This window comes from Tenebrionibacter intestinalis (assembly GCF_016632365.1).
Lineage (GTDB): Bacteria > Pseudomonadota > Gammaproteobacteria > Enterobacterales > Enterobacteriaceae > Tenebrionibacter > Tenebrionibacter intestinalis.
Window position 1 is genome coordinate 1 of sequence record NZ_JAEPBH010000016.1, and the last position, 26325, is coordinate 26325.

At 56.6% G+C, this 26325-nt stretch carries 20 protein-coding genes and 1 pseudogene; 11 read left to right on the plus strand and 10 right to left on the minus strand.

From position 1 onward, the window contains the following. Window positions 1-113 precede the first annotated feature (113 nt). On the minus strand, window positions 114-896 hold the full coding sequence (locus tag JJB97_RS07595) for a DUF4123 domain-containing protein (RefSeq protein ID WP_238713426.1): 783 nt from the start codon (window positions 894-896) through the stop codon (window positions 114-116). A gap of 2 nt (window positions 897-898) precedes the next feature. Further along, window positions 899-3271, minus strand: coding sequence for a type VI secretion system Vgr family protein (locus tag JJB97_RS07600; RefSeq protein WP_238713427.1), 2373 nt, complete (start codon window positions 3269-3271; stop codon window positions 899-901). 573 nt (window positions 3272-3844) lie between these two features. On the opposite strand from JJB97_RS07600, the gene JJB97_RS07605 reads away from it, so the two are divergent. From JJB97_RS07605 to JJB97_RS07620, 4 genes are all read left to right on the plus strand, one after another. Further along, entirely contained in the window at window positions 3845-4768 is a 924-nt protein-coding gene (locus JJB97_RS07605) for a DUF7916 family protein (RefSeq protein WP_238713428.1), read from the plus strand. 97 nt (window positions 4769-4865) lie between these two features. Beyond that, window positions 4866-5537, plus strand: coding sequence for a two-component system response regulator PhoP (gene phoP / locus JJB97_RS07610; RefSeq protein ID WP_238713429.1), 672 nt, complete (start codon window positions 4866-4868; stop codon window positions 5535-5537). Then, on the plus strand, window positions 5537-6997 hold the full coding sequence (gene phoQ, locus JJB97_RS07615; protein WP_263457903.1) for a two-component system sensor histidine kinase PhoQ: 1461 nt from the start codon (window positions 5537-5539) through the stop codon (window positions 6995-6997). Before phoP ends, phoQ begins: the two co-directional genes overlap by 1 nt. Before the next feature lie 73 nt (window positions 6998-7070). Next, the gene (locus tag JJB97_RS07620; protein ID WP_238713430.1) at window positions 7071-8192 is read left to right on the plus strand and encodes a ribosomal protein uL16 3-hydroxylase; all 1122 of its coding nucleotides are present in this window, start codon (window positions 7071-7073) and stop codon (window positions 8190-8192) included. 104 nt (window positions 8193-8296) lie between these two features. Here JJB97_RS07620 and pepT read toward each other — a convergent pair whose 3' ends face one another. Further along, on the minus strand, window positions 8297-9529 hold the full coding sequence (pepT, locus tag JJB97_RS07625; RefSeq protein ID WP_238713431.1) for a peptidase T: 1233 nt from the start codon (window positions 9527-9529) through the stop codon (window positions 8297-8299). A gap of 362 nt (window positions 9530-9891) precedes the next feature. Here pepT and potA point away from each other — a divergent pair, with 362 nt between their 5' ends. From potA to potD, 4 genes are all read left to right on the plus strand, one after another. Continuing rightward, window positions 9892-11016 carry a spermidine/putrescine ABC transporter ATP-binding protein PotA gene (gene potA, locus JJB97_RS07630; RefSeq protein ID WP_238713432.1) on the plus strand — a complete coding sequence of 375 codons (1125 nt, stop codon included), beginning with the start codon at window positions 9892-9894 and terminating at the stop codon, window positions 11014-11016. Further along, a complete protein-coding gene (gene potB / locus JJB97_RS07635) occupies window positions 11000-11857 on the plus strand; it encodes a spermidine/putrescine ABC transporter permease PotB (RefSeq protein ID WP_238713433.1) in 858 nt (285 codons plus the stop codon). The genes potA and potB overlap by 17 nt, the downstream gene beginning before the upstream one ends. Continuing rightward, window positions 11854-12636 carry a spermidine/putrescine ABC transporter permease PotC gene (gene potC, locus JJB97_RS07640; protein WP_238713434.1) on the plus strand — a complete coding sequence of 261 codons (783 nt, stop codon included), beginning with the start codon at window positions 11854-11856 and terminating at the stop codon, window positions 12634-12636. Before potB ends, potC begins: the two co-directional genes overlap by 4 nt. A gap of 65 nt (window positions 12637-12701) precedes the next feature. Then, window positions 12702-13748, plus strand: a complete 1047-nt coding sequence (potD, locus tag JJB97_RS07645; RefSeq protein WP_238713435.1) for a spermidine/putrescine ABC transporter substrate-binding protein PotD — start codon at window positions 12702-12704, stop codon at window positions 13746-13748. Window positions 13749-13932: 184 nt separating this feature from the next. Here potD and cobB read toward each other — a convergent pair whose 3' ends face one another. The 4 genes from cobB to lolC form a co-directional block, all read right to left on the minus strand. Next, the gene (cobB, locus tag JJB97_RS07650; protein WP_238713436.1) at window positions 13933-14745 is read right to left on the minus strand and encodes a Sir2 family NAD+-dependent deacetylase; all 813 of its coding nucleotides are present in this window, start codon (window positions 14743-14745) and stop codon (window positions 13933-13935) included. A gap of 167 nt (window positions 14746-14912) precedes the next feature. Beyond that, window positions 14913-16160 carry a lipoprotein-releasing ABC transporter permease subunit LolE gene (lolE, locus tag JJB97_RS07655; RefSeq protein WP_238713437.1) on the minus strand — a complete coding sequence of 416 codons (1248 nt, stop codon included), beginning with the start codon at window positions 16158-16160 and terminating at the stop codon, window positions 14913-14915. Beyond that, window positions 16160-16864: a lipoprotein-releasing ABC transporter ATP-binding protein LolD gene (gene lolD / locus JJB97_RS07660; protein ID WP_238713438.1), complete on the minus strand. Its 705-nt coding sequence runs from the start codon at window positions 16862-16864 to the stop codon at window positions 16160-16162. The genes lolE and lolD overlap by 1 nt, the downstream gene beginning before the upstream one ends. Continuing rightward, a complete protein-coding gene (gene lolC / locus JJB97_RS07665) occupies window positions 16857-18056 on the minus strand; it encodes a lipoprotein-releasing ABC transporter permease subunit LolC (RefSeq protein WP_238713439.1) in 1200 nt (399 codons plus the stop codon). The genes lolD and lolC overlap by 8 nt, the downstream gene beginning before the upstream one ends. 292 nt (window positions 18057-18348) lie before the next feature. Here lolC and JJB97_RS07670 point away from each other — a divergent pair. From JJB97_RS07670 to ldtC, 3 genes and pseudogenes are all read left to right on the plus strand, one after another. Beyond that, window positions 18349-18568 (plus strand): annotated as a pseudogene (locus JJB97_RS07670) (acyltransferase family protein); the annotation flags it as partial. 357 nt (window positions 18569-18925) lie between these two features. Continuing rightward, complete coding sequence (gene mfd / locus JJB97_RS07675) at window positions 18926-22372, plus strand: transcription-repair coupling factor (RefSeq protein ID WP_238713440.1); 3447 nt, start codon at window positions 18926-18928, stop codon at window positions 22370-22372. 135 nt (window positions 22373-22507) lie between these two features. Further along, entirely contained in the window at window positions 22508-23473 is a 966-nt protein-coding gene (gene ldtC, locus JJB97_RS07680) for a L,D-transpeptidase LdtC (protein ID WP_238713441.1), read from the plus strand. Window positions 23474-23568: 95 nt separating this feature from the next. On the opposite strand, the gene JJB97_RS07685 is transcribed toward ldtC, so the two are convergent. From JJB97_RS07685 to JJB97_RS07695, 3 genes are all read right to left on the minus strand, one after another. Further along, the gene (locus JJB97_RS07685) at window positions 23569-23832 is read right to left on the minus strand and encodes a YdgH/BhsA/McbA family protein (RefSeq protein WP_238713442.1); all 264 of its coding nucleotides are present in this window, start codon (window positions 23830-23832) and stop codon (window positions 23569-23571) included. A gap of 441 nt (window positions 23833-24273) precedes the next feature. Continuing rightward, window positions 24274-24813 (minus strand): glycine zipper 2TM domain-containing protein, encoded by a 540-nt coding sequence (locus JJB97_RS07690; protein ID WP_238713443.1) that lies wholly within the window; start codon window positions 24811-24813, stop codon window positions 24274-24276. Between the two features lie 201 nt (window positions 24814-25014). After that, window positions 25015-26316 (minus strand): NAD(P)/FAD-dependent oxidoreductase, encoded by a 1302-nt coding sequence (locus tag JJB97_RS07695; RefSeq protein WP_399198263.1) that lies wholly within the window; start codon window positions 26314-26316, stop codon window positions 25015-25017. Window positions 26317-26325 lie beyond the last annotated feature (9 nt).

Here is a 26325-nt window from a genome sequence, read left to right on the forward strand (position 1 = left end):
TGGCGCCGCCCGCCGCCTGCGCCGGCGCCTGCTGGCAGCTCGCCAGCATTAACCCCGCCAGCGCCACGCCTGCCCTGAATACCTTCATCACCTTCTCCTTTTCGCCTCTGCGTTTATTGCGTCACGCCATCGTCTACTTTGCGCCACGGGGTCAACGTTGCCGCGACATGCGCATCACGCTGCGCATCAATAATCAACCCTCTTTCATTTGCTTCCAGCATGGCGTTATAGCAACGCATAAAAAGCTGCTCTTCGCTCAGCCTGTATGATTCCGTGCCGCCGTTATGAAGAATAAAAAGGTTGGTATCGCCGACGCACAACAGTTTTTCTATCTGCGCATCGCTAAGATCAATCTTCAGGCTCTCATCGCCATCCGGCGCTTTTTCCTCACCTGGCAGCATCCGAAGTTTTCCGTCCCGATCCTGCCAGCTCCAGAACAGCGCCGGGGCAAGCAAATACGCTCGCTGGCGTTCATCCAGCACGGTTGACATCAGTAGAGGGAAAAGCCGTGGATCGTAAAAGCGCAAAATTCCGCCGCGCCCCTCCCATTGCGCATCCACGCATTGCTTCAGGCATGCGGCTAACTTCACAAAAGGCCAGCGCGAACAAAGCAATAAAATGCGCTCCTGCCACACCGGCGCGGCCAGCAACCCGGCCAGCCAAAGGCGCTCAAGCGGCCGCGAAAGCGAGAGTTGAATAAGCAAAGGAGCATCTTCTTCCATCGCCTCTTCCGGCAGACCTTCAAACAGAAAACACCACTCCAGCGGCGGCTGAAAGGTGTTAAGCGAAGAAACTAAAGACATATTCGAACCCGTCTGATCGACCAGGATGAACAGGGCGTCTGCTTTCAGGCCTTCACACGAGGCCTGTAGCTTTTCCAGCCATTTGCTGCCCATACTTAATTCTCCCTCACAACAAAACCCTGCCCCTGCGCCTGCGCCCGACGCAAACACTCTTTGCATATAGAAGACGGTAACTCAGGCAACGGGAACGCTTCACTGGCCGGCGATTCCAGCCGGTGCCGCCCTTTCAGACTCAACAGGCCAGGGCCATGAATTTCAATCTCCCCCTGGGGCGAAAGACGAATATAGGCCCCGCCACAGGCCAGCGTAATACCCTGTTTGGCCGTCAGTTGCAGATGCCCCTGTACCGTCTGTACGGTAATGTCGTTGAGCGCCGTCAGCGACATTGCATCGCCGTGCGATTCAATCTCCAGCGCCCCTTTTCCGGACACCATGCGAAGACCATCGCTTTGCGACAACAGTGAAATGCCGTGTGAAGCATGAGCAGAAAAACGCGCGCCGCTGACGAGGTTAATTTCACCATTACTCTGGGCATAAAGCGCCTGCCCTCCTTTCAGTAACAGGGCTTCCGGCGTGAGTGCGGCCATACCCTGCGGCGCGCTCATCAGTAATGAAGGCGACTTCAGCGCCTCGGTATTTGTTAACAGCGTATCTAACTGCGCTTTGTCCGGCGGGGGGCTGTGGTGCGTCTGCGCAATATTTCCCCATTCTGTTAACTGATTCAGCGCCCCCTTAAGCAGACTAATAGCAGGCTGCATTTCCAGCACCTGCCCCTGCGCTTTACTTTGTTCGTCCGCGCTGATAAAAATACCCTTACCGGCGCGCAGCGCGCCCCAGGAATCGGTGCGCAGCTCAAACCCGCTGCCGCGCCGCTCCCTGCGGGCATCCACCAGAAAACCCAGATTTAACTGCGACTTACCGCCGTTTTCCGTCGAAATCTTTATCGATTCCTTTTCCCGGTTATCGTCAAGCCTTATTTTGTTATTTGTGGGAGTCCTGAGCACGTTACGCCGGTAGTTGGCGATGTTAACGTGGTCCGGATGCGTGGAGGTATGAAGCGCGCCGATAATATAAGGCCGGTCCGGGTTGCCGTCTTCAAAGGCAATGGCCACTTCCGTGCCCGCCAGCAGCGGCAGGTGCAGCCCGTAAGTGTCTCCCGCATACGGCCTGGCCTGGCGCACCCACAGACTCTCAAATCCCGTCTCCCACGCAGCCCGGTCAAACAGCATGCTGACGCGATAGCGCCCGTCTTTATCTATATGCCCGTAAATATCGTTTTCCGTGGTGCTGGTTACGCGCGCCGGCAGCGTGCCCGCCATCACAGGTCGCCCCGTAAGCTGCGGGCGAAAGCCGTAGCGCCCCCGGGCCGGGATGGCGGTAAACGCGGTTTCCAGGCTCCTGTCGCGCCGCGCGCTACAGCGCAGCCCGGTTATCACCACGCCTTTTGCAAACACATCATCCACCCCGCCGCCGCTCACGCTTAAGCACGCGCCTGCCGCCAGCGACGGCGCGTTGCACACCCCGCTCAGCCGCGTCTGGTTACAGAGATAACGCTCGTGGCGCAGGCGGGCGTAAAACGCGCCGCTTTCCGGCTCCGCCTTCAGCGCGTCTCCCTGCGTCAGGTAGTTATCCGCAAAGTGATACGCCTCGCCGTAGGTGGTGTCATCTCCGGCGGTGATGTCCGCCTGCATATCCATATCGGCCGCCGCATCGCGATAGTTATAATCCCGGGTGAACACCGATTTCTCCACCACGCGATGAAGGCTTTCCATGCCCCACACCGACTCCACCGCGCCATCGTGCATGCCGGAAGGCGCCACCGCCGGTAAGGTGAGTTGCGGCGCATAGCCTTTCTGCGCATCAAAAAACTCCACCACGTCAATACGCAGCCGGGTGTCGGCGCTAAAGCGAAACCAGATGCCCACTTCACTTAACAGGCGGCTGATAAACGCAAGGTCGTCCTGGCCATACTGCATCACCTGCTCCCGGCGCGGATATTCCCGCGTCAGGTCAAACGAAAAATCCTGGCCGCGCATACCGTGACGCTCGCGCAGGATTTTTTCCACAATCTGCGGCACCGACATATCCTGGTAGATGGCGTTCTGATGGCTGCGCTTTAGCAGCGCAAGGCGCGGGCGCAGCGTCAGGGCGTAGCGGGTTTCATCACGGGAAGAAGAAAGCCGGCGAAACGCCGTCACTACGCCCTGCACGGTGCGCACAGGCTGCTGAAGCGGCACGCCCCAGGCCTGCGCCACTTTTGCATGCAGCACCAGCGAGGCCGGTTTGAGCAACATGCGCTGCGCGGTGAGGGCATGGTCAGTAGAAGTAAATTCAATCACCCAGCGAAACGGGCGGCTCAGGGATTCGCGGCCTTCCAGGGCCAGTACGTCAAGGGGAGCGTCACAGTTTTGTACGTTCAGCCGGTGGTGGTTGTGGCTAAAGAGTAAAGCCGGGAGAGCGTCTGTCATTACTGACCTCCGTTGTCGGTTTCAGAATAAAGCCCGGTATAAAAAAGACATGCTACCGCCCATAGCCATAAGCCCAGGCCCATCAGGCGCGCAGGTCAGGCCGATAACAGCATTCGCATCCGGGTTCGCCTGCGATACCGATAAATGTTTACCGCGAAGCGCCACCATGCTGGAATAAACGTTGACCCAATAATTTTGCGGACTTTATTAAATCAGAATGCACTAACTTGTAAAGTGTATATCCGACACTCTGGGGAATTAGCAAAAACCATTCATTACATCAATATGTAAAAGCAACCCATAACCACCATCAATATATTAAAGAAAATTAAAATAATACCGTTAAATCAACGAATTAAATAACGAAAAGCGCACAAATAAAATACAGATTGCCGTAATATTCTTATCTTTTCCGTTAATATCATCCGTCGCCGCTTCGCATGGTGTATAAATATTGTCATCCAGGCGCGGTAAATGCAGGAATCCGGTAATACGTATACAGACAATAATATCGGTTATATTTATCATTTTTTCGCGCTACGCTCAGCGTGAGAAATATAAAAGGGGACAGTAATGAAACGTTACCTTGATTGCAGCGCCTCTGAGCTGCGTGATATCAACAGAGCCGGGCTGATTTACGCTATTCGCGCCAGCGAAGGCCGGGTGCTCGTTAGTGAAACGATTGGCGCGACTCAACCGCTGCTAAACGGCATCACCAATGCCGAGCTGGCCGCAAGCCAGGGCGCCGATATCCTGCTGCTTAATCTGTTTGACGTCGATAATCCCGCTATTGCCGGACTACCGGAAGGCGCCGCTCCCGCTGATACGCTGCGCGAACTACAGCGCCTGACCGGACGTGTGTTGGGCGTTAATCTGGAGGCCGTCGATCCGGCGTTTACAAGCCAGCATCAGGATATCTGGCGCATGACGCGCGGGCGCGCCGCCACGGCCGATAACGCTCGCCGGCTTTATGATATGGGCGCGCGTCTGGTGGTGCTGACCGGCAACCCCAATAACGGCGTCAGCAACGCCGCGCTGGCGCAGGCGCTGGCAGAAATCCGCGCTGCCGTGGGCGACAGGCTGACGCTGGCGACCGGTAAAATGCACGGCGCGGGTATCGTGCGCGAAAGCGGCAGCCAGCTTATCAGTGAGGAGGATATCGCCCGCTTTGTCGATAGCGGCGCGGATATTGTGCTTATCCCGGCGCCCGGCACTATCCCGGGCATGACGCAGCAAAAGGTCGCGCAGCTGATTGAGGCGGCCCAGCGCCGCGGCGCGCTGGCGATGACAACCATAGGCACCTCTCAGGAAGGCGCAGACAAAGAGACAATTCGCCAGATAGCGCTGATGAGCAAAATGGCCGGCGCCGATCTACACCATATCGGCGACACCGGCTATCCGGGGCTGGCGCTGCCGGAAAACATCTTTGCCTATAGCGTGGCAATCCGCGGCATACGCCACACTTACGCGCGGATAGCGCGCTCGGTCATGCGCTGAACCCGCAGCGCCAGGGCCATTACCGGAGATTATTTCCCCTTATAACGGTAATCTACGTTAACCTATGCGCAAACTACCGCATTAACAGGGAGACATCATGCGCGTTCTTGTTGTGGAAGATAATGCGCTGCTGCGCCATCATTTGTCGGTGCAACTGCGCGAGCTGGGCCATCAGGTCGATGCGGCTGAAGATGCCAGAGAAGCGGACTACTACCTGCACGAGCACACGCCGGACATCGCCATTGTGGATCTGGGGTTGCCCAATGAAGACGGCGTATCCCTTATCCGCCGCTGGCGTGGGCATAAGGTAACGGTGCCCGTGCTGGTGCTCACCGCCCGGGAAGGCTGGCAGGATAAAGTTGAAGTGCTGGGCGCCGGCGCCGATGATTACGTCACTAAGCCTTTTCATCTCGAAGAGGTCGTCGCGCGCATGCAGGCGCTGATACGCCGCAGCAGCGGCCTTGCCTCGCAAACCATCGCAATACCGCCGTTTCAGGTGGATTTGTCGCGCCGCGAGCTGTCCGTCAACGAACGCGTAATTAAGCTGACCGCATTTGAATACACCATCACAGAAACGCTTATCCGCAACGCCGGAAAAGTGGTCAGTAAAGAGGCCCTGATGCGCCAGCTCTACCCCGATGCCGGGCTGCGCGAGAGCCACACAATTGACGTGCTGATGGGCCGCCTGCGTAAAAAAATCCAGGCCGAGTACGCCGGCGAAGTGATTACCACCGTGCGCAGCCAGGGCTACCGTTTCAATCCTGAATAATGAGATTACGCCGCCATTTTCACCCTTTGTCGCTGCGGGTCCGCTTTCTGCTGGCCAGCGCCGTCGTCATGATCGTTTTGTCGCTGGCCTATGGCATGGTAACGCTGGTGGGCTACAGCGTTAGCGTTGACAAAACCTCGTTTCGCCTGCTGCGCGGCGAAAGCAACCTCTTCTACACACTGGCCGAGTGGCGCGACGGACGCATCAGCGTTCACATGCCGGAAAACCTCAACAGGCAAAGCCCTACGCTGACGCTGATTTATGACGACAGCGGTAATTTGCTTTGGCAACAGCGCGCCGTGCCGGATGTGGTGAAAAAGATACGTCGCGAATGGCTTACGACCAACGGCTTTCACGAACTGGAAACCCACTACAGCCTCACTAACGCGCTGCTGCACAATAACCCCCTGCTGCAACAGCGGCTAAAAGCGTTTCTCGAAGCAGAAAACGACGACGATATGACCCACTCGGTCGCGATCAACCGCTACCCGGCCACCGCCTCCCTGCCTGCGCTCACTATTGCGGTGATCGATATTATCCCCGGCGAACTCAATCGCGCCTACAGAGTGTGGAACTGGCTGATTTACATCCTGTTGGCCAATCTGTTGCTGGTTATCCCCCTGCTGTGGCTGGCGGCCCGCTGGAGTCTGCGCCCTATCGAAGCGCTGGCGCGCGAGGTGCGCGAACTCGAACAACATAACCGCGACAGCCTTAATCCGGATACGACCCGCGAACTGACGAGCCTTGTGAATAATCTCAATCAGTTGCTCAAAAGCGAGCGCGAGCGCCACGACAAATACCGTACCACGCTCACCGACCTCACCCACAGCCTGAAAACACCGCTCGCCGTGCTGCAAAGCACGCTACGTTCGCTGCGCACCCATAAACTGGACCTGGAGCAGGCCGAGCCAGTTATGCTGGAGCAAATAAGCCGAATCTCTCAGCAAACAGGCTATTACCTGCATCGCGCCAGCATGCGCGGCACCAGCGCGCTCCTTAGCCGCAAGCTGCATCCGGTCGCCCCGTTGCTTGACAGCCTGGCCTCGGCGCTCAATAAGGTTTATCAGCGTAAAGGCGTCGTGATAACGCTGGATATCTCGCCGGAAACGGTCTTTATCGGCGAGAAAAACGACTTTATGGAAGTGCTCGGCAACGTGCTGGATAACGCCTGCAAATATTGCCTGGAGTTTGTGGACATCAGCGCCCGCCAACAGAACGACACCCTGCATCTGATTGTCGAAGACGATGGGCCAGGCATTGCGCAAGACAAGCGGGCGGTGATATTTGAGCGCGGCCAGCGTATCGATACGCTACGCCCCGGCCAGGGCGTTGGGCTTTCGGTGGCGCGTGACGTGGTTGGCCAGTATAGCGGCGAGATCCGCGCTGCGAGCGGCACAGCGGGCGGCGCGCGTATGGAGGTAATATTTGGCCGCCAGCGCCCCGGCGATGACGGGGCATAGCCCGGAGATTCTTCACGACGAACGCCCGCGCCTGTGCCAGAATAGACACCATTTCTCGTGCGATGGAAAACATATGGACTATCACTTAGCGCTTAACTGGCCCGACTTTCTTCAACGCTACTGGCAAAAGCGCCCGGTAGTGATAAAACGCGGGTTTGCCAACTTTATCGATCCTATTTCACCAGACGAACTGGCCGGGCTGGCAATGGAAAGCGAGGTAGACAGCCGCCTTGTCAGCCATCTTGACGGCAAATGGCAGGTCAGCCACGGGCCGTTTGAAAGCTACGATCACATGGGTGAAAGCAACTGGTCGCTGCTGGTGCAGGCCGTGAACCACTGGCACGAACCCACCGCGGCGCTGATGCGCCCCTTTCGCGCGCTGCCCGACTGGCGCGTGGATGATTTAATGATCTCCTTCTCTGTGCCAGGCGGCGGCGTCGGCCCGCACCTCGATCAGTATGACGTTTTTATTATTCAGGGGATTGGCCGCCGCCGCTGGCGCGTGGGCGAGAAAACGCCGATGAAGCAGCACTGCCCGCATCCCGATTTACTCCAGGTCGATCCGTTTACCGCCATCATTGATGAGGAGCTTGAATCAGGCGACATTTTGTATATTCCGCCCGGCTTCCCGCACGAAGGCTACTCGCTGGAAAATGCCATGAACTACTCGGTCGGCTTTCGCGCGCCGAGCGCCCGCGAACTTATCAGCGGCTTTGCCGATTTTGTGCTCAGCCGCGAGTCAGGCAGCCAGCGCTACGCCGACCCGGACGTGCCAGCCCGCGCCAGCCCTGCCGAGATCCTGCCTCAGGAGCTGGACAGCATGCGAGAAATGATGCTGGCGCTGATTAACGACCCCGTTCAGTTGCGCGAATGGTTTGGCGAGTTCATTACCCAGCCGCGCCATGAACTGGACATCGCGGCGCCTGAGCCGCCGTATCAGCCAGACGAGATTTACGACGCGCTTGCCCAGGGCGATACGCTGACCCGGCTTGGCGGCCTGCGCGTGCTGCGCATCGGGGAAGAGGTGTTCGTCAACGGCGAAAAGGTGGAAAGCCCGCACCGCCCGGCGCTTAATGCGCTGGCCGACGCCATCGAGCTTAACGCCCAACACTTTGGCGACGCGCTGGATGATCCTTCATTCCTTGCAACGCTGGCTGCGCTTATCAACAGCGGCTACTGGTATTTCACCGACTAACCTCAGGACACTATAAAAACGCCCCTGCATGGTTTATGCAGGGGCGTTTTTACTTTAATCGCTACGCGTTAACGGATGGGAAAACCATTCCATCCCGTTACCCGTTACGGCTTCGCGCGCTGCGCTGTGAGCTCGGCAATACGTATAATAACCTGCACCGCCTTTTCCATGCCTTCAAGCGTCACAAACTCATGCTTGCCGTGGTAGTTATAGCCGCCGGTGAAAATATTCGGACACGGCAGCCCCTTAAACGACAGTTGCGCGCCGTCTGTACCGCCGCGAATCGGCTTCATCTGTGGTTCAATACCGCAGTCGCGCATGGCCTGCTGCGCCAGCTCAACAATATGCGGATGCGCCGTCACCTTCTCGCGCATATTGTAATAATTGTCTTCAAAAACAAGCTCAATATAGCAGTCCGGATGCAGGCCTTTGCCGACGCGCTTAGCAATATTCATCATCCTGCGCTTGCGCGCCTCAAACTGTTCGCGGTCAAAATCACGGATAATATAGTGCATTTCGGCGCGTTCAACGCTGCCTTTGAGGTTGGCGAGATGATAAAAACCGCCATAGCCTTCGGTACACTCCGGGCTTTCCTGCGCAGGCACCTCGGCATGGATGCGCGCAGCCAGCGAGAGCGCATTGACCATAACGCCTTTGGCCGTTCCCGGATGGACGTTATTGCCGACGATTTTAATATTCACCGACGCGGCGTTAAAGTTCTCAATTTCCAGCTCGCCCACGCCGCCGCCGTCAACGGTGTAGGCCCATTCGGCCCCGAACGCCTCTACGTCAAAATACTCCGCGCCCCGGCCCACTTCTTCGTCAGGCGTAAACGCCACGCAAATGTCGCCGTGCGGCGTTTTCATTGCCTTTATAGCCGCAAGCGCGGTCATGATTTCCGCTATACCTGCCTTGTCGTCGGCGCCGAGCAGCGTTTTACCATCGGTAGTAATAAGCGTCTGACCCAGCAACTGGTGGAGCACGGGAAACATCACCGGCGACAGCACTTCATCGCCAACGCCGAGCGCAATATCGCCGCCGCGATAGTTTTCCACTATCTGCGGGTTCACCTTTTTGCCCGTAAAATCCGGCGAGGTATCCACGTGAGCGATAAAGCCAATAGCCGGCGTCGGCGTACTCACGTTAGACGGCAGCCTGCCCATTAGCGTGCCGTGCTCACTCAGGGTAACATCAACCAACCCCAGCTCTTCCATCTGCGTCTGAAGCAGGCGTAACAGCTTCCACTGCCCTTCCGTGCTTGGCACCTGTTTTACACCTGGCCTGGATTGGGTATCCAGGGAGACATAGTGCAAAAACCTTTCCAGTAATTTATCCATGCGTCCGCCCTCTTGAAACTGATGTTCATTATCAGTAACCGCTCTGCAACAAATATTGCTTCAGGTCACTTTTCGGCTTGCATCTTTGAAAAAATCCCCTCAACAAACGTGATCGTTACTTACAATTAAGCTCACGCTACCCGCTTTAACCGCTGTCTTTGCGCCGTTATCGCCATATTGCCCTGAGAGCATTGGCGATTTGCGCGCTTTGCCGTAGAATGCCTGCCCTTAACCGGCGTAGGCCGCTGTGTTTTCGCGTCCGCTTTACGCGGTTAATTATCTGATCGCGTCAACCTGAGAGGGTTTACTACACACCCCGCGTCGGTGCCTACCGGCGCCCCAATACGGGACCGAGTAAGAAATTGAATACAAAGAGACGTTCACTTTCACCGCTGGTACAACTGTCGGGCATCGGCAAAAGTTTTGACGGCAAAAGCGTTATCTCCGATCTTTCTCTGACGATCAACCACGGCGAATTTCTGACGCTGCTGGGGCCTTCCGGCTGCGGCAAAACTACCGTACTGCGGCTTATCGCCGGGCTGGAAAGCGTCGATGAAGGAACAATTATTCTCGAAGACCGGGATATTACCCACGATCCGGCGGAAAACCGCCACGTTAACACCGTTTTTCAAAGCTATGCCCTCTTCCCCCACATGACGGTATTTGAAAACGTCGCCTTTGGCCTGCGGATGCAAAAATGCCCTGCGGCGGAGATCGCGCCGCGCGTGGAAGAAGCGCTGAAAATGGTGCAGCTTGAATCCTTCGCCCAACGAAGCCCGCATCAGCTTTCCGGCGGCCAACAGCAACGCGTGGCGATTGCCCGCGCCGTGGTGAACAAACCGCGCCTGCTGCTGCTTGATGAATCGCTCTCCGCGCTTGATTATAAACTACGCAAGCAGATGCAAAATGAGCTCAAGGCGCTTCAGCGCAAACTCGGCATTACGTTTGTGTTCGTCACCCACGATCAGGAAGAGGCGCTAACCATGTCAGACCGCATCGTAGTGATGCGCGACGGTAAAATTGAGCAGGACGGCACCCCGCGAGAAATCTACGAAGAACCGAGCAATCTGTTTGTGGCAAGCTTTATCGGCGAAATCAATATATTTGACGCCATCGTGATTACGCGCGTGGACGAACAGCGCGTGCGCGCAAGCGTGGAAGGCCGCGAGTGCAATATCTACGTTAGCTTCCCGGTAACGCCAGGCCAGCGCCTGAAAGTGCTGCTGCGCCCTGAAGATGTGCGCGTGGAAGAGATTAACGATGCGCACACGCAGGATGTAGAAGGCTTTATCGGCTACGTGCGCGAGCGCAACTACAAAGGCATGACGCTGGAATCGACCGTGGAGCTGGAAAACGGCAGGATGGTGATGGTGAGCGAATTCTTTAACGAAGACGATCCCGATTTTGACCACTCGCTGAATCAGAAAATGGCGGTAACCTGGGTTGAAAGCTGGGAGGTCGTGCTGGCTGATGAAGAACTCGCGTAAGTTCCAGAATGGGGTGATAGCCACTATTGTCGGCTGGCTGGTGCTGTTTGTTTTCCTGCCTAATCTGATGATAATCATCACCAGTTTCCTGACCCGCGACGACGCGAATTTCGTCAGTATGGTCTTCACGCTGGATAACTATTCACGCCTGTCAGACCCGCTCTATTTCGACGTGCTGCTGCACTCGTTGAATATGGCGTTACTGGCAACCGCGGCCTGCCTGCTGCTCGGCTGGCCGTTCGCGTGGTTTCTGGCAAAGCTGCCCGCCCGGCTTCGCCCGCTGATGCTGTTTTTGCTGATAGTGCCGTTCTGGACCAACTCGCTGATTCGCATCTACGGCCTGAAAATTTTTCTCAGCACCCGCGGCTACCTTAACGAGTTCCTGCTGTGGACCGGCCTGATTGATACGCCGGTTCGTATTATGTACACGCCGGGCGCGGTGATTATCGGTCTAGTCTATATTCTGCTGCCGTTTATGGTGATGCCGCTTTTCTCCAGCATCGAAAAGCTCGACAAGCCGCTGCTTGAGGCCGCGCGCGATCTCGGCGCAAGCAAGCTGCAAACCTTTATCCGCATTGTCATTCCGCTGACCATGCCGGGTATTATCGCCGGTTGCCTGCTGGTGATGCTGCCAGCGATGGGGCTATTCTATGTCTCTGATCTAATGGGCGGCGCCAAAAATCTGCTTATCGGCAATGTGATTAAGAGCCAGTTTCTGAACATCCGCGACTGGCCGTTTGGCGCGGCCACCAGCATCACGCTGACCGTAGTGATGGGGCTGATGCTGTTAGTCTACTGGCGCGCCTCGCGCCTGCTTAACAAGAAGGTGGAACTGGAATGATGGGTCGCTGGCTTCGCGGCGGTTTTATGTCCGCCATTTACGCCTTTTTGTATATTCCTATCGTTATACTTATTGTGAACTCGTTTAACAGTTCGCGTTTTGGTATTAGCTGGCAGGGATTGACGACCAAATGGTACAGCCTTTTGATAAATAACGATAGCCTGCTTCAGGCCGCGCAGCATTCGCTAACAATGGCCGTGGTATCGGCAAGCTTCGCCACGCTCATCGGTTCGCTCACTGCGGTGGCGCTCTACCGCTACCGCTTTCGCGGCAAACCGTTTGTGAGCGGTATGCTGTTTGTGGTGATGATGTCGCCGGATATTGTTATGGCCATTTCCCTGCTGGTGCTGTTTATGCTGCTCGGCATTAAGCTTGGTTTCTGGTCGCTGCTGTTCTCGCATATCACCTTCTGTTTGCCGTTTGTGGTGGTATCGGTCTATTCGCGCCTTAAGGGATTTGATGTACGAATGCTGGAGGCGGCAAAGGATCTTGGCGCCAGCGAATTCACTATTCTGCGCAAAATTATCCTGCCGCTGGCGATGCCGGCGGTAGCCGCAGGCTGGCTGCTGAGCTTTACGCTATCAATGGACGATGTGGTTGTATCATCGTTTGTCACCGGGCCAGGCTATGAGATTCTGCCCTTAAAGATTTATTCGATGGTGAAAGTGGGCGTGTCGCCGGAAGTTAACGCGCTGGCGACCATTTTATTGTTACTGTCGCTGGCGCTTGTCATCATCAGCCAGCTTATCGCCCGCGATAAGACCCGCGGCCGGGCCTGAAGGCCGCACGCTTTCAACTTTATTAACGGCCTGCCCCGGCAGGCCAGAACTCAGGGGACGTTAGAATGAAAAAATGGTCACGCCGCCTGCTGACGGCGGGCGCTCTGGCTCTGGGCATGAGCGCCGCCCATGCCGACGACGGCAAAACGCTCTACTTTTACAACTGGACTGAGTACGTGCCGCCAGGCCTGCTGGAACAGTTCACCAAAGAAACCGGCATTAAAGTTATCTATTCGACCTATGAGTCGAATGAAACCATGTATGCCAAGCTAAAAACCTATAAAGACGGGGCGTACGATCTGGTGGTGCCATCCACCTATTTTGTCGATAAGATGCGCAAAGAAGGCATGATCCAGAAGATCGACAAAAGTAAACTTAGCAACTTCAGCAATCTCGACCCGCAGATGCTGAACAAACCATTCGATCCTGACAACGATTACTCCATTCCCTATATCTGGGGCGCAACGGCCATTGGCGTAAACGGCGATGCCATTGATCCGGCCAGTATTACCCGCTGGGCAGACCTGTGGAAACCGGAATACAAAAACAGCCTGCTTTTAACCGACGACGCTCGCGAAGTGTTCCAGATGGCGCTACGCAAGCTGGGCTACTCCGGCAACTCGACCGACCCGAAAGAGATTGAGGCTGCGTACAAAGAGCTGCAAAAGCTGATGCCGAACGTAGCGGCGTTCAATTCTGATAACCCGGCTAACCCCTATATGGAAGGGGAAGTGAATCTGGGTATGGTGTGGAACGGCTCCGCCTGGGTGGCCCGCCAGGCCGGCACGCCGCTAACGGTAGTCTGGCCGCAGGAAGGCGGCATCTTCTGGATGGACAGCCTGGCTATCCCCACGAATGCGAAAAACGTTGACGGCGCGCTGAAGCTCATTAACTTCCTGCTGCGCCCGGAGGTAGCTAAAGAGGTAGCGCAAACCATCGGTTACCCTACGCCAAACCTGGCGGCCCGCAAGCTGCTTGATCCCAAAATCGCCGGTGACCAAACGCTCTATCCGCCTGAAGCGATTGTGGAAAAAGGCGAATGGCAAAACGACGTAGGCAACGCCAGCACGCTGTATGAAACGTATTATCAACGGCTGAAGGCAGGGCGTTAAGCGCCTCTCCTGCGCTCAGGCTTACGCGTATCGCCTGAGACTGATGATCCCCCATCCTGTCGCAGTCAGGATGGGCGGCACACCATAAATCAGGAAAATCAATTCATTGATTTTCGCCTGCTAACCACCAGGAAGGAAAAACCCCGTTTTTTCTTCCTGGTCAGCAGACTGAGGCGGCGCCGGTTCACAGCCCCTTCAGCAGTTTTTCCACAAACGCAGGCACCACCTGGCTTGCCAGCCCGTAGTGCTTTTCTTCGAATTCACTGCCGACCTGGCTTGGCTCCAGATTTAACTCCACCGTATGCGCGCCCTGCAGACGGGCTTCATGCACAAAACCCGCCGCCGGATAAACGTGGCCGGAGGTGCCAATGGCGATAAACACGTCCGCCTTCGCCAGCGCCTGGTAAATGTCATCCATCCCGAGCGGCATTTCTCCGAACCACACTACGTGCGGGCGCAGCGGCGCGGGGAACTGACAGCAATGGCAGCGGTCTGCGGCGCTCACATCTCCTTCCCACGCCAGCGTCTGGCCGCTGCGGGCGCAGCGCACCTTCAGCAGTTCGCCGTGCATGTGTATAACGTTCACATTGCCCGCGCGTTCGTGCAGATTATCAATGTTTTGCGTAACCAGCAAAAAGCGATCGCCGAACGCCTGTTCCAGTTTCGCCAGCGCCAGGTGCGCCGCGTTAGGCTGGATTTCCGGTTGCTGAAGCTGGCGGCGGCGGGCGTTATAAAAATTCTGCACGAGCTGCGGATCGCGGCTGAAGCCTTCCGGCGTCGCCACATCTTCCACTCGGTGCTCTTCCCACAGGCCGTCTGCGGCGCGAAATGTCCTTATGCCTGATTCGGCGGAGATGCCCGCCCCGGTCAGTACCACAATTCTGGGTCGTTCCATCACGTCTGGCCCCGCTCTGTCTGTGAAAAAAATTCGCTGTCGTAACCGCTGGCGCAGTTGGCGTTTATTTTTCCTGAAACGGTGTAAACGTCGCGATTGCATAGAGTCCTCAGGTTGCTATTGCGCAAGATGAAGAAGCGCCGCGCATACCGTGCGCGTCACCGTGGCGCGCCTGTTCAGTTATTCACAGCGCTTTCGCTATGGCTTCTGCCTCGGCAGCGGCACCGCCAGGAAAGCCCCGGAAGCCCCGGCGCATCGCCTGCCCGCGTTTACTGCCCGCTCAGCACGCGCGCCGGATCGATATTGCTCGCGCGCCGCGCCGGATACCAGCTTGCCAGCAGGCTTAACAGCAGCGCGGTAATCAGCACATATACCACATCCAGCCAGTGCAGTTCAGACGGCAGAAAATCAATAAAGTAAATATCGCCTGACAGGAAATGATGCCCGGTCAGCCGTTCAATCCCGCGGATAATATCCGTTAGCTTCCACGACGCCAGCACGCCCAGCGCCGCGCCAGTGATGCTGCCCAGCAGCCCCGCCAGCAGCCCGTACCAGATAAAGATGGCGCGAATTAACCCATCTTTCGCCCCCAGCGTGCGCAACACCGCAATGTCGCTGCTTTTATCTTTTACCGCCATGACCAGCGTGGATACAATGTTGAAGCAGGCCACGCCAATGACCAGCACCATCGCCAGATACATGATGGCGCGGATCATCTGAATATCGCGGTACATGTAGCCATAAGTGCCAATCCAGCTTTTGATATAAACATAGCTATCGGTCACCTGGCCGGCATCACGCACCAGCTTGTTGGCGTTAAAAACGTCGCGCACTTTGATGGCGATCCCCGTAATGCTGCTTCCCATATCCATATAATTCTGAGCATCCTGCAACGGCACCATAGCGAAACTGTGATCAAGCTGGCCGCTAAGCTGAAGTATTCCGGCAATTTGCAGACGCACGCGCTTTGGTTGCAGCAGCTTCCGGCCACTGTCGGCATTATTGGGAATCATGATAGAAATCCAGTCGCCCTGCTTCACCTTCAGGGCATCGGCCACGCCTTTACCAATAATAATTTGCTGCGCGCCGTCATGAAAACGCCCCCAGGCGTTGTTCCGCACAAAGCCCGGCAGCGCGCTCAAACGCGCCTCCTGCGCCGGATCGACGCCTTTTACCTGAACCGCGCGCAGGCTACTTCCGCTCTCAATCAGGCCGGTGAAGTTAATATAAGGCGCGGCAGCGACAATGCCTTTAACGTTCTCAACGCGCGCCAACACATCCTTCCAGCCTTCAAACGGCTGATGTACCGGTTCAATTTCGCCGTGCGGCACCACCGCCAGAATGCGGTTATTCAGCTCGCGCTCAAAACCGTTCATGGCGCTGAGGCCGACAATCAGCACGGCCACGCCCAGGGCGATGCCGGTGGTGGAAATAGCGGAGATAAGCGAGACCATACCGCCGCGCCGGCGTCCGCGGCTAAAGCGGCGCCCAATCAGTAATGAAAGCGGCGAAGCCATTAGTCCGCCCCCGTTAGCGTCAGTTCCGGGCTCAGGCGGCCATCGCGCATTTCCAGTTGCCGCGACAGGCGTTTGGCCAGTTGCAGGTCGTGAGTGACGACCAGAAACGCCGTACCCTGACGCACGTTGAGTTCACCGAGCAGGTCGAAAATGGCGTCCGCGTTGCGGGCATCAAGGTTGCCGGTTGGCTCGTCTGCCAGCACCAGACGCGGGTTATTCACCAGCGCGCGGGCAATCGCTACGCGCTGGCGCTCACCGCCGGACAGTTCAGACGGGCGATGATCCGCGCGATGCGCAAGCCCCACCGCCGTGAGCATATCGCGAGCGCGTGTTTCAATCTCAGCGCCCTTTTTACGGCCAATCAGCAGCGGCATCGCCACATTTTCCAGCGCGGTAAAATCCGCCAACAGGTGATGAAACTGATAGATAAAGCCCAGTTCGCGGTTGCGTAACTCGGCCTTGAGCGATGAAGACATTGCGCTCACCGCCCGCCCGTCAAAAATAACCTCGCCGGAAGTCGGCGTATCCAGCCCGCCCAGCAGGTGCAAAAGCGTACTTTTGCCTGACCCCGAACTGCCGACAATCGCCATCATCTCGCCCATGCCGATGCTGAAGCTGACATCGTGCAGTACATCAGTATGCACTTTACCTTCCTGATAGCGTTTGCACAGTTTGTTACACTGTAACAGCACCGAATTACTCATAACGTAAAGCCTCAGCGGGTTGGGTGGCGGCGGCGCGCCATGACGGGTAAAGCGTGGAAAGCAACGCAACGGCCATCGCGGCCAGCGCAATGACGATAACCTGAACCGGCTCAACGGCCACAGGCAGCGCCGCGCCGTCAAGCGCTGCGCCAATCACCGGCATCAGGTTATTAAGCTGGCTGGCCAGCAGCGTGCCGAGCAGCGCGCCAAGCAGCGCGCCAATCACGCCGGCGCTGGCCCCCTGGACGATAAACACCGCCATTATCTGGCGCCGCGTCAGCCCCTGGGTCTGGAGAATCGCCACCTCGCTCTGCTTTTCCATCACCATCAGGCCAAGCGAGGTGATAATGTTAAACGCCGCCACGGCGACAATCAGGCTTAGCAGCAGCCCCATCATATTTTTTTCCATGCGCACGGCCTGGAACAGCTCGCCTTTGCGCGCGCGCCAGTCCTGCCATTGCGCGCTCTCCGGCAGCGCCTGTTTGCTGAGCGTATCTACCGCCAGCGGCTGATTCAGAAAAAGCCGCCAGCCGGTGATATTCCCCGCCGGGTAGCGCATCAGGCGTGATGCATCCTGCTGATTGACCAGCAATTGATAGCTGTCAACTTCGCTGTTGGCGGCAAAAGTTCCCGCCACGTTAAACAGCCGCTGGCTCGGCAGACGCCCCATAGGGGTAAACTGGCTGGCGGAAGGCACCATAATGCGAACACTGTCGCCGCGTTTAACGCCAAGCTGCCCGGCCAGTTGCTCGCCGAGAATAACGTTGTACTTTCCGGCCTCCAGCGCGCTCTGGCTAACGTTAACCAGATACGGCGTAAGCGGATCGTTTTCCTGCGGCATAATGCCTAACATTACGCCCACGGCCACGCCACGCGGGCTTTGCAACACCACATCGCCTGTAGTTAGCGGCGCCACGCGGTTTACGCCCTGCAGGTTAAGCCTGGCGGCGGGAAGTTGTTCGGGATTAATGAAACCTTTGGCCGAGGTGATAAGCGCCTGCGGCATCAGCCCCAGGATGTTGTTTTGCAACTCACGCTCAAAACCGTTCATCACCGACAGTACGGTTACCAGCGCCATTACGCCAAGCGTAATGCCTATCGTGGAAAGCCAGGAGACGAAGCGGCTGAAGCGGTCCGCTGCACGCCCGCGCATATAACGCAGGCCAATAAATAACGCGACAGGTTGATACATGAAATCCGTGTCACCGCGGTTTTAGAGATTGAGCGTGGAGTATATAAGCGATACCGCAGCAGGTAAATGAAAGATAACGTTTTTCAGGAGGCGTATCGCATAAAAAAGCTTGTTAAATCAACAAAATAAACTTATTTTCCCGGATTATGAAAATCAGAATCGCAAACAGAAACTAACCTGAAGTTTTTCTTAAATATGTCAATACGTTACAAAAGCGGTTAACTGGAGTACGAAACCGGTGTCGATTTCGCATCTCCTCCCGAATTCCTTCCCGCTGACATACCGGGTAAGTATGAAAAACAAGCAACTGTGGATTAACCAGATAAAAGGTTTATATATTTGTCTGGTGGCGCCAGACCACAGCGTCATCGCGTTTTATCCGCATATTCCGGGGCGGCTACAGGGTAATGTCGCGTATATCCCCAAACGGTGGATCTACGGCAATGCCTGCCTTGCACCGTTGCGCATGCCGTATTTTCTTTATTCCCGGCTATCTGATAATGCGCTATATCGCTTACACGACTCATCGCATTTTAATTAAAGCCATAAGCCCTTTCACCCTCACGCTGTACGGCCTGCATACGCTGGCGCCGGGCGTACAGTAACTAAGCCTCGCGCTATACACACTATTTCGGCTTCTCATCGTAAGCTCTCTCGCAGGCTTACCGGCGACCTGCTGTTACAGCGCTGCGCGGGCGCTTTAACGGTGTTCAGGCGGCCCCGCAGGAGGCGCTCATCGCGCCTGATTTATGCCCTGTGGGCAAACGCGCTTGCCAGGTTCGATTGATAAGCGATAATAATGCTCTGGCAATCCTACGGAATTTACCCACGCACCGCGCGGGCCACAGCAGAGAGACAGTCGCTTTTCTATGTCTGAACAAAATCGATACAGCCTGCCGGTAAGCGCGGGCGACCAGCGCCAGTTTGGCGAACTTACCGGCGCTGCCTGCGCCAGTGAAGTAGCGGAAATCGCGCAGCGACACCCCGGGCCCATCGTGCTGATCGCGCCCGATATGCAAAATGCGCTGCGGCTACAGGACGAGGTTCAGCAATTTGCTGACACGCAGGTCCTGAGCCTCGCCGACTGGGAAACCCTGCCTTACGATAGTTTCTCGCCGCACCAGGATATTGTGTCATCCCGCCTCTCCACGCTCTATCATCTGCCGACCATGCGCCATGGCGTGCTCATTTTGCCGGTCAATACCCTGATGCAGCGCGTTTGCCCGCACAATTATCTGCACGCTCACGCGTTGGTATTGACCAAAGGCCAAACGCTGTCGCGAGACGCGCTGCGCGATCGGCTGGAAAATGCGGGCTATCGCCATGTGGATCAGGTCATGGAGCACGGCGAATATGCCACACGCGGCGCGCTGCTCGACCTGTGGCCGATGGGCAGCGAATCGCCCTATCGGCTTGATTTTTTTGACGATGAGCTGGACAGCCTGCGCCTGTTTGACGTAGACAGCCAGCGCACGCTCGAAGAAGTTGAGGCAGTCAACCTGCTTCCGGCCCACGAGTTCCCAACCGACAAAGCGGCAATCGAGCTGTTTCGCAGCCAGTGGCGCGATACGTTCGAGGTGCGCCGCGATCCGGAGCATATTTATCAGCAAGTGAGCAAAGGCATGCTGCCTGCGGGTATTGAATACTGGCAGCCGCTATTTTTTAACGAACCGCTGCCGCCGCTGTTCAGCTACTTTGCGAAAAATACGCTGGTCATTAACACCGGCGATCTGGCGCAAAGCGCTGAACGCTTCTGGGTTGATGTGAATGCCCGCTATGAAAACCGCCGCGTCGATCCGATGCGCCCGCTGCTGCCCCCCGCCGCGCTGTGGTTGGCGCCGGATGAACTGCACGGCGCGCTGAAAGGCTGGCCGCGGATACAGTTAAAGAAAGAATCGCTGGCGCAAAAGGCCGCCAACGTCAACCTTGGCTATAAACCCCTGCCCGACCTTTCCGTACAGCCGCAGCAAAAGGCGCCGCTGGATAATCTGCGCCGCTTTCTTGAGCATTTTGACGGCGCGGTTATTTTCTCCGTAGAGAGCGAGGGCCGCCGCGAAGCGCTGGGAGAACTGCTGGCGCGTATCAAAATTGCGCCGAAACCTATTCAGCGCCTGGATGACGCCGCGCCCGGCGGCCGCTGGCTGACTATTGGCGCCAGCGAGCACGGCTTTATCGACACCTGGCGCAACCGGGCTCTCATTTGTGAAAGCGATATGCTTGGCGAGCGCGTTGGCCGCCGCCGCCAGGAAAGCCGCCGCGCCATCAACCCGGACATACTGATCCGCAACCTGGCTGAACTGCACCCCGGCCAGCCGGTAGTCCATCTGGAGCACGGCGTAGGCCGCTACGCGGGAATGACGACGCTGGAAGCAGGCGGCATCAAGGGTGAGTATCTGATTCTCACCTACGCAGGCGACGCCAAACTTTACGTCCCGGTTACCTCTTTACACCTTATCAGCCGCTACGCAGGCGGAGCGGAAGAAAATGCGCCGCTGCACAAGCTTGGCGGCGATGCCTGGACGCGAGCGCGCCAGAAGGCCGCAGAAAAAGTGCGGGATGTCGCTGCCGAACTGTTGGATATTTACGCCCAGCGCGCCGCTAAAGCCGGCTTCGCCTTTAAGCATGATAAGGAACAATACCGGCTTTTTTGTGACAGCTTCCCGTTTGAAACCACGCCGGATCAGGCGCAGGCCATTAACGCCGTGCTGAGCGATATGTGTCAACCGCTGGCAATGGACAGGCTGGTGTGCGGCGACGTAGGCTTCGGTAAAACCGAAGTCGCCATGCGCGCAGCCTTCCTCGCGGTGGAAAACCACAAGCAGGTAGCGGTGCTGGTGCCCACCACGCTGCTGGCCCAACAGCATTTCGATAACTTCCGCGACCGTTTCGCCAACTGGCCGGTACGCATTGAAATGCTGTCTCGTTTTCGCAGCGCCAAAGAGCAGGCGCAGGTGCTGGAACAGGCGGCAGACGGCAAAGTGGATATCCTGATAGGCACCCATAAGCTTCTGATGAGCGATCTAAAATGGCGCGATTTGGGGCTGTTAATCGTTGATGAGGAGCACCGCTTCGGCGTGCGGCACAAGGAGCGTATTAAAGCTATGCGCGCCGATGTGGATATCCTCACCCTTACTGCCACGCCCATTCCGCGCACGCTGAATATGGCAATGAGCGGTATGCGCGATCTGTCGATTATCGCCACGCCGCCCGCGCGTCGCCTGGCGGTAAAAACCTTTGTGCGTGAATACGACAGCCTGGTGGTACGCGAAGCGATCCTGCGCGAAGTCCTGCGCGGCGGACAGGTGTACTATCTTTATAACGATGTGGAAAACATACAGAAAGCCGCGCAGCGCCTTGAAGAACTGGTGCCGGAGGCGCGTATCGCCATCGGACATGGCCAGATGCGCGAGCGCGAGCTGGAACGGGTAATGAACGATTTCCACCACCAGCGCTTTAACGTACTGGTGTGTACCACCATCATCGAAACCGGCATCGACATCCCCACCGCCAATACCATTATCATCGAGCGCGCAGACCATTTTGGCCTGGCTCAGTTACACCAACTGCGAGGCCGCGTCGGGCGCTCGCATCATCAGGCCTACGCCTGGCTGTTAACGCCGCATCCAAAAGCAATGACCAGCGATGCCCAGAAACGCCTGGAAGCGATCGCCTCGCTCGAAGATCTTGGCGCCGGATTCGCGCTTGCCACGCACGATCTTGAAATTCGCGGCGCAGGCGAACTGCTGGGCGAAGATCAGAGCGGCCAGATGGAAACTATCGGCTTCTCGCTGTATATGGAGCTGCTGGAAAACGCCGTTGATGCGCTAAAGGCCGGGCGCGAGCCGTCGCTTGAGGATTTAACCAGCCAGCAGACGGAAGTAGAACTGCGGATACCCGCTCTGTTGCCCGATGATTTTATCCCTGACGTCAACACGCGCCTGTCATTTTATAAGCGTATCGCCAGCGCAAAAAACGCCGGCGAGCTGGATGATATTAAGGTTGAACTCATCGATAGGTTTGGCAAACTGCCCGATGCGGCGCGCACGCTGCTGGATATCGCGGCGCTACGCCAGCAGGCGCAAAAACTCGGTATTCGTAAACTAGAAGCTAACGAGAAAGGCGGCATGATGGAGTTCGGCGAACAAAACCATATCGATCCCGCCTGGCTTATCGGCCTTTTGCAAAAGCAGCCCCAGCACTACCGGCTGGATGGCCCGACCCGGCTGCGCTTTACCCAGGCCCTGGAGGAACGCAAAGCGCGTATGGACTGGGTACGCGACTTTATGCGGCAACTGGCTGAAAACGCTATCGTATAAGTGTATTTCGGCGCCCCTGCTTGCGGGGGCGCTCAACCGGCCATATTTACAAACCCTTGCAAACGGCCAGGCTTTCCCGACAGACCCCCACGCATAATCCCTTTTTATTTAAATATGGATCCAATTTTTAACACCATGATAACCTTTTCACGTTTATTCCGCTGGCTGATTGCTTTGGGCATCACCACAGCGTGCGCGTTAAGCGCTCTGTCTGCCGTCGCTAACACCTGGCCGCTTCCGCCGCCGGGCAGCCGGGTTGTAGGCGAGAACCGCTACCACGCCGTCGCCCGCGACGGCGGATCGCTTGAGGCCATTGCCAGGAAATATAACGTCGGTTTTCTTGGGCTGCTTCAGGCCAACCCGGGCGTTGACCCGTATATGCCGCGTCCGGGCAGCGTACTGACCATCCCGCTTCAGTCACTATTACCCGATGCGCCACGCCAGGGCATCGTTATTAACCTGGCAGAACTGCGGCTCTACTATTATCCTCCCGGTAAGCAAAACGTCGTGGTCTTCCCAATCGGGATTGGGCAACCTGGCGATGACACCGTCACCCCTACTATGCTGACAACCGTTTCTGAAAAACGCACCAATCCGACATGGACGCCCACGGCGAATATCCGGGCGCGCTACAAAGCTCAGGGCATAATTTTGCCGGCGGTTGTCCCGGCCGGGCCGGATAATCCTATGGGGCATCACGCTATTCGTCTGGCAGCCCAGGGCGGGGTTTATCTGCTGCACGGCACCAACGCCGACTTTGGCATCGGCATGCGCGTAAGCTCAGGCTGCATTCGCCTGCGCGATAATGATATTAAGTGGTTATATGACAACGTACAGCCTGGCGAGCGCGTCAATATCATTAATACGCCGATTAAGGCATCCCGTGAGCCGGACGGCCGCTATCTGGTGGAGGTGCACCAGCCGCTGTCAGAATCTATTGACGACGATCCGCAAACGCTGCCCATCACGCCCGATGCTGATATGCGTAAATTTCTGGCGCAAGCGGACCCCGAGTCTTTAATCGTTGGAAAAGCAATGTCCATGCGGGCCGGAATGCCGGTTACGGTCGGTTACGACAGCTCAGCAGGCCACAAAATTTAAGGCCCTGCGCAGGCCGCCAAAAGCGCTGAGTTTTAAACAGGCTGTAGCGCCTTGCCCTGTTACGGATAAGAAATAAAGGCAATGAGCGCTAACGCTTATTTATAAATAGCGGCAGTGCCATAAAGAGGCGGCGGCCCGTTAACTGAGATAATACGGTAGGCTATCGCCCCCTTTACGTCCGCTTTTGCCGAAAGTTGAGACTGCAACGTTTGTCGATTTGCCCCGCCCGACATCGAGATTATACCTATCTGCCGCAGGCCCGCAGGCGGGGTTTCAACCTCAAGCGCGGCCTGGCCTGTAAAAGAAAAAGAGAGCGCGCTAAGCGCGGCAATGGCTAAAAGCCGTTTTGCACTTTTCATATTTAACGCCCTCGCGCTGAGCACGGCTTAACGGAACAAATAACGATCAGTAAAGTAAGCATAGACGTGATCTGCATCACATGCTAACGCATTTTTTAATGGGTTATTTGACCCATCCAACTTTATAGGGTCAGACCCTTTACCGGCCCCCTTTTCTTTTTATTTGGTCAGCGGCCTGGTTCGCTTTTTTAACATATACGGGATTGCTGACGCCACGAACCGCAGGCGTAGGCAAGTACAGCGCGCCCGGCATAGCGGCTGAGGCGAAACCAGGCAGGAAGCCGAACCGGCCGCTGTCTGACAGACGGGCAGTGGCGCACCGTGAAGCAACGATCGCTTTACGAAGCCATCTGAGATTGCAAAGCGGACCGGGGTAGCCCGCCTTGTCCGTTCACTTTGATGAAATCCCGTATGTCAGTAACAGGCGTGGTTACTCTATATTCAGGTTTTCTGGTTCAGCGCCAGTTGCCCCTTATTATCAAGCGGGATCCGGGTACCGGGATCGCTGCTCATTCTGATTTTCCCCTGCCGATCGCCAATCTGGTACGTGACGTCATAACCCAGCATTTTCTCTGTGTTGTCATATACCGTTTTACAACGCCGCTGCGTTGTGGCGTACGTATCCCCTTCCTGCATAGCGCCCTGAATCTGGTTTCCGGCATAGCCGCCGCTAAGCGCGCCAACCACCGTCGCCACATCTTTACCGCGCCCGCCGCCAAACTGATGGCCGATAACGCCGCCTGCCACCGCGCCCAACGCAGAACCGATCAGGCGATTTTCATCCTGCGCCGGGCGACGATGCGTAACCGTCATATTACGGCACGCCTTGCGCGGCGTCTTTATGGTCTCTTTAACAGGCACGGCGGATAATACCTGCGCATACTGCGGGCCGCTTTCGAATACGTTCATACTGGCCACAGCCGCCACGCCCAGCGCGGCGGCAACGCCGATACCAATACCCGCTAACATGGATTTATTCACCAGATCTTCCTCCAGAGCTGTGTTAAGCCGATCATTTTGTAACGTTATGTCAGCGTTGCCCCATCAGACAAAAGCTGAAAGAGGGGGGGGAGTGGCGGAATAAAATGCCAGATAAAAGAAAATTCCTGGAATAAGCGCAGGAAAGCACGGCGGATTAAGCGGCTCGCCTGCAACTTAACAGGCAAGCCGCGGCAGGCATTATTAATGCAGTTTGAGACGTGGGCGGATAACGCGGTTGATGCTGCCGACCAGCATCATCAGGCCGGTTTTAAAATAGCCGTGTAGCGCTATTTGATGCATGCGATACAGCGAAAGGTAAACCAGCCGCGCCATACGCCCTTCCACCATCATCGAGCCGCGCATCAGGTTGCCCATCAGGCTGCCTACGGTGGAGAATTTAGACAGCGACACCAGCGAACCATGATCTTTGTAAACGTAGTTTTTCAGCGTTTTGCCTTTCATCTGCGCCAGAATATTGTGCAGCGCGCAGGCGGCCATCTGGTGTGCGGCCTGCGCGCGCGGCGGCACAAAGCCCCCTTCCGGGCGGGCGCAGGAGGCGCAATCGCCGATAGCGTAAATATCCGGATCGCGGGTTGTCTGAAGCGTTGGTTCAGTCACCAGTTGGTTTATACGGTTGGTCTGCAACCCGCCAATCTCTTTCATAAAGTCCGGGGCTTTAATCCCTGCCGCCCATACCATCAGATCAGCCTGAATAAATTCGCCATCCTTCGTATTCAGACCATCGGCCTGGGCGCTGGTGACCAGAGTGTTAGTCAGCACGCGTACGCCAAGCGTGGTCAGCTCGCTTTGGGCGGCAGCGGAAATACGCGGCGGCAGCGCGGGCAAAATGCGCTCGCCCGCTTCCACCAGCGTAACGTTCAGCGCTTCGCTGGTCAGCCCTTTATAGCCATAGCTGTGTAGCTGTTTAACGGCGTTATGCAGCTCGGCGGACAACTCCACGCCGGTTGCGCCGCCGCCGACAATGGCGATATTGACTTTGCCGTTAACGCCAAGGCTGGACGAATATTTCAAAAACAGGTTTAACATCTCCTGGTGAAAGCGGCGCGCCTGGTGCGGGTTATCAAGAAAAATGCAGTGTTCTTTGACGCCCGGCGTGTTGAAATCATTAGAGGCGCTCCCCAGCGCCATCACCAGCGTGTCGTAGGCCAGCCTGCGCGCAGGCACCAGCAGTTCACCCTTTTCATCATGCAACGCGGCAAGGGTAATTGTTTTTCCTTCCCTGTCGATATCCATTACTGAGCCAAGCTGAAACTGAAAATGATGATTGCGCGCGTGCGCCAGATAGCTTAGCGCATCCACGCCTTCATCAAGCGACCCCGTCGCGACTTCATGCAACAGCGGCTTCCACAAGTGGCTGTGATTGCGATCAACCAGCGTGATTTTGGCTTTTTTACTCCGCCCCAGTTTTCTGCCTAACTGCGTCGCCAGCTCCAGCCCGCCGGCGCCGCCGCCCACAATCACGATTTTTTTCATTGCTGTCATGAAGATAAA

Bases quoted from the DNA above. Each gene is read 5' to 3' on its own strand.
- lolD (WP_238713438.1), bottom strand. From the start codon at position 16,864: ATGAGTAATTCGGTGCTGTTACAGTGTAACAAACTGTGCAAACGCTAT.
- JJB97_RS07620 (WP_238713430.1), top strand. From the start codon at position 7,071: ATGGACTATCACTTAGCGCTTAACTGGCCCGACTTTCTTCAACGCTAC.
- lolE (WP_238713437.1), bottom strand. From the start codon at position 16,160: ATGGCTTCGCCGCTTTCATTACTGATTGGGCGCCGCTTTAGCCGCGGA.
- mfd (WP_238713440.1), top strand. From the start codon at position 18,926: ATGTCTGAACAAAATCGATACAGCCTGCCGGTAAGCGCGGGCGACCAG.
- phoP (WP_238713429.1), top strand. From the start codon at position 4,866: ATGCGCGTTCTTGTTGTGGAAGATAATGCGCTGCTGCGCCATCATTTG.
- potC (WP_238713434.1), top strand. From the start codon at position 11,854: ATGATGGGTCGCTGGCTTCGCGGCGGTTTTATGTCCGCCATTTACGCC.
- pepT (WP_238713431.1), bottom strand. From the start codon at position 9,529: ATGGATAAATTACTGGAAAGGTTTTTGCACTATGTCTCCCTGGATACC.
- JJB97_RS07695 (WP_399198263.1), bottom strand. From the start codon at position 26,316: ATGACAGCAATGAAAAAAATCGTGATTGTGGGCGGCGGCGCCGGCGGG.
- phoQ (WP_263457903.1), top strand. From the start codon at position 5,537: ATGAGATTACGCCGCCATTTTCACCCTTTGTCGCTGCGGGTCCGCTTT.
- JJB97_RS07685 (WP_238713442.1), bottom strand. From the start codon at position 23,832: ATGAAAAGTGCAAAACGGCTTTTAGCCATTGCCGCGCTTAGCGCGCTC.
- cobB (WP_238713436.1), bottom strand. From the start codon at position 14,745: ATGCAATCGCGACGTTTACACCGTTTCAGGAAAAATAAACGCCAACTG.
- JJB97_RS07605 (WP_238713428.1), top strand. From the start codon at position 3,845: ATGAAACGTTACCTTGATTGCAGCGCCTCTGAGCTGCGTGATATCAAC.
- potD (WP_238713435.1), top strand. From the start codon at position 12,702: ATGAAAAAATGGTCACGCCGCCTGCTGACGGCGGGCGCTCTGGCTCTG.
- JJB97_RS07595 (WP_238713426.1), bottom strand. From the start codon at position 896: ATGGGCAGCAAATGGCTGGAAAAGCTACAGGCCTCGTGTGAAGGCCTG.
- potB (WP_238713433.1), top strand. From the start codon at position 11,000: ATGAAGAACTCGCGTAAGTTCCAGAATGGGGTGATAGCCACTATTGTC.
- JJB97_RS07600 (WP_238713427.1), bottom strand. From the start codon at position 3,271: ATGACAGACGCTCTCCCGGCTTTACTCTTTAGCCACAACCACCACCGG.
- lolC (WP_238713439.1), bottom strand. From the start codon at position 18,056: ATGTATCAACCTGTCGCGTTATTTATTGGCCTGCGTTATATGCGCGGG.
- ldtC (WP_238713441.1), top strand. From the start codon at position 22,508: ATGATAACCTTTTCACGTTTATTCCGCTGGCTGATTGCTTTGGGCATC.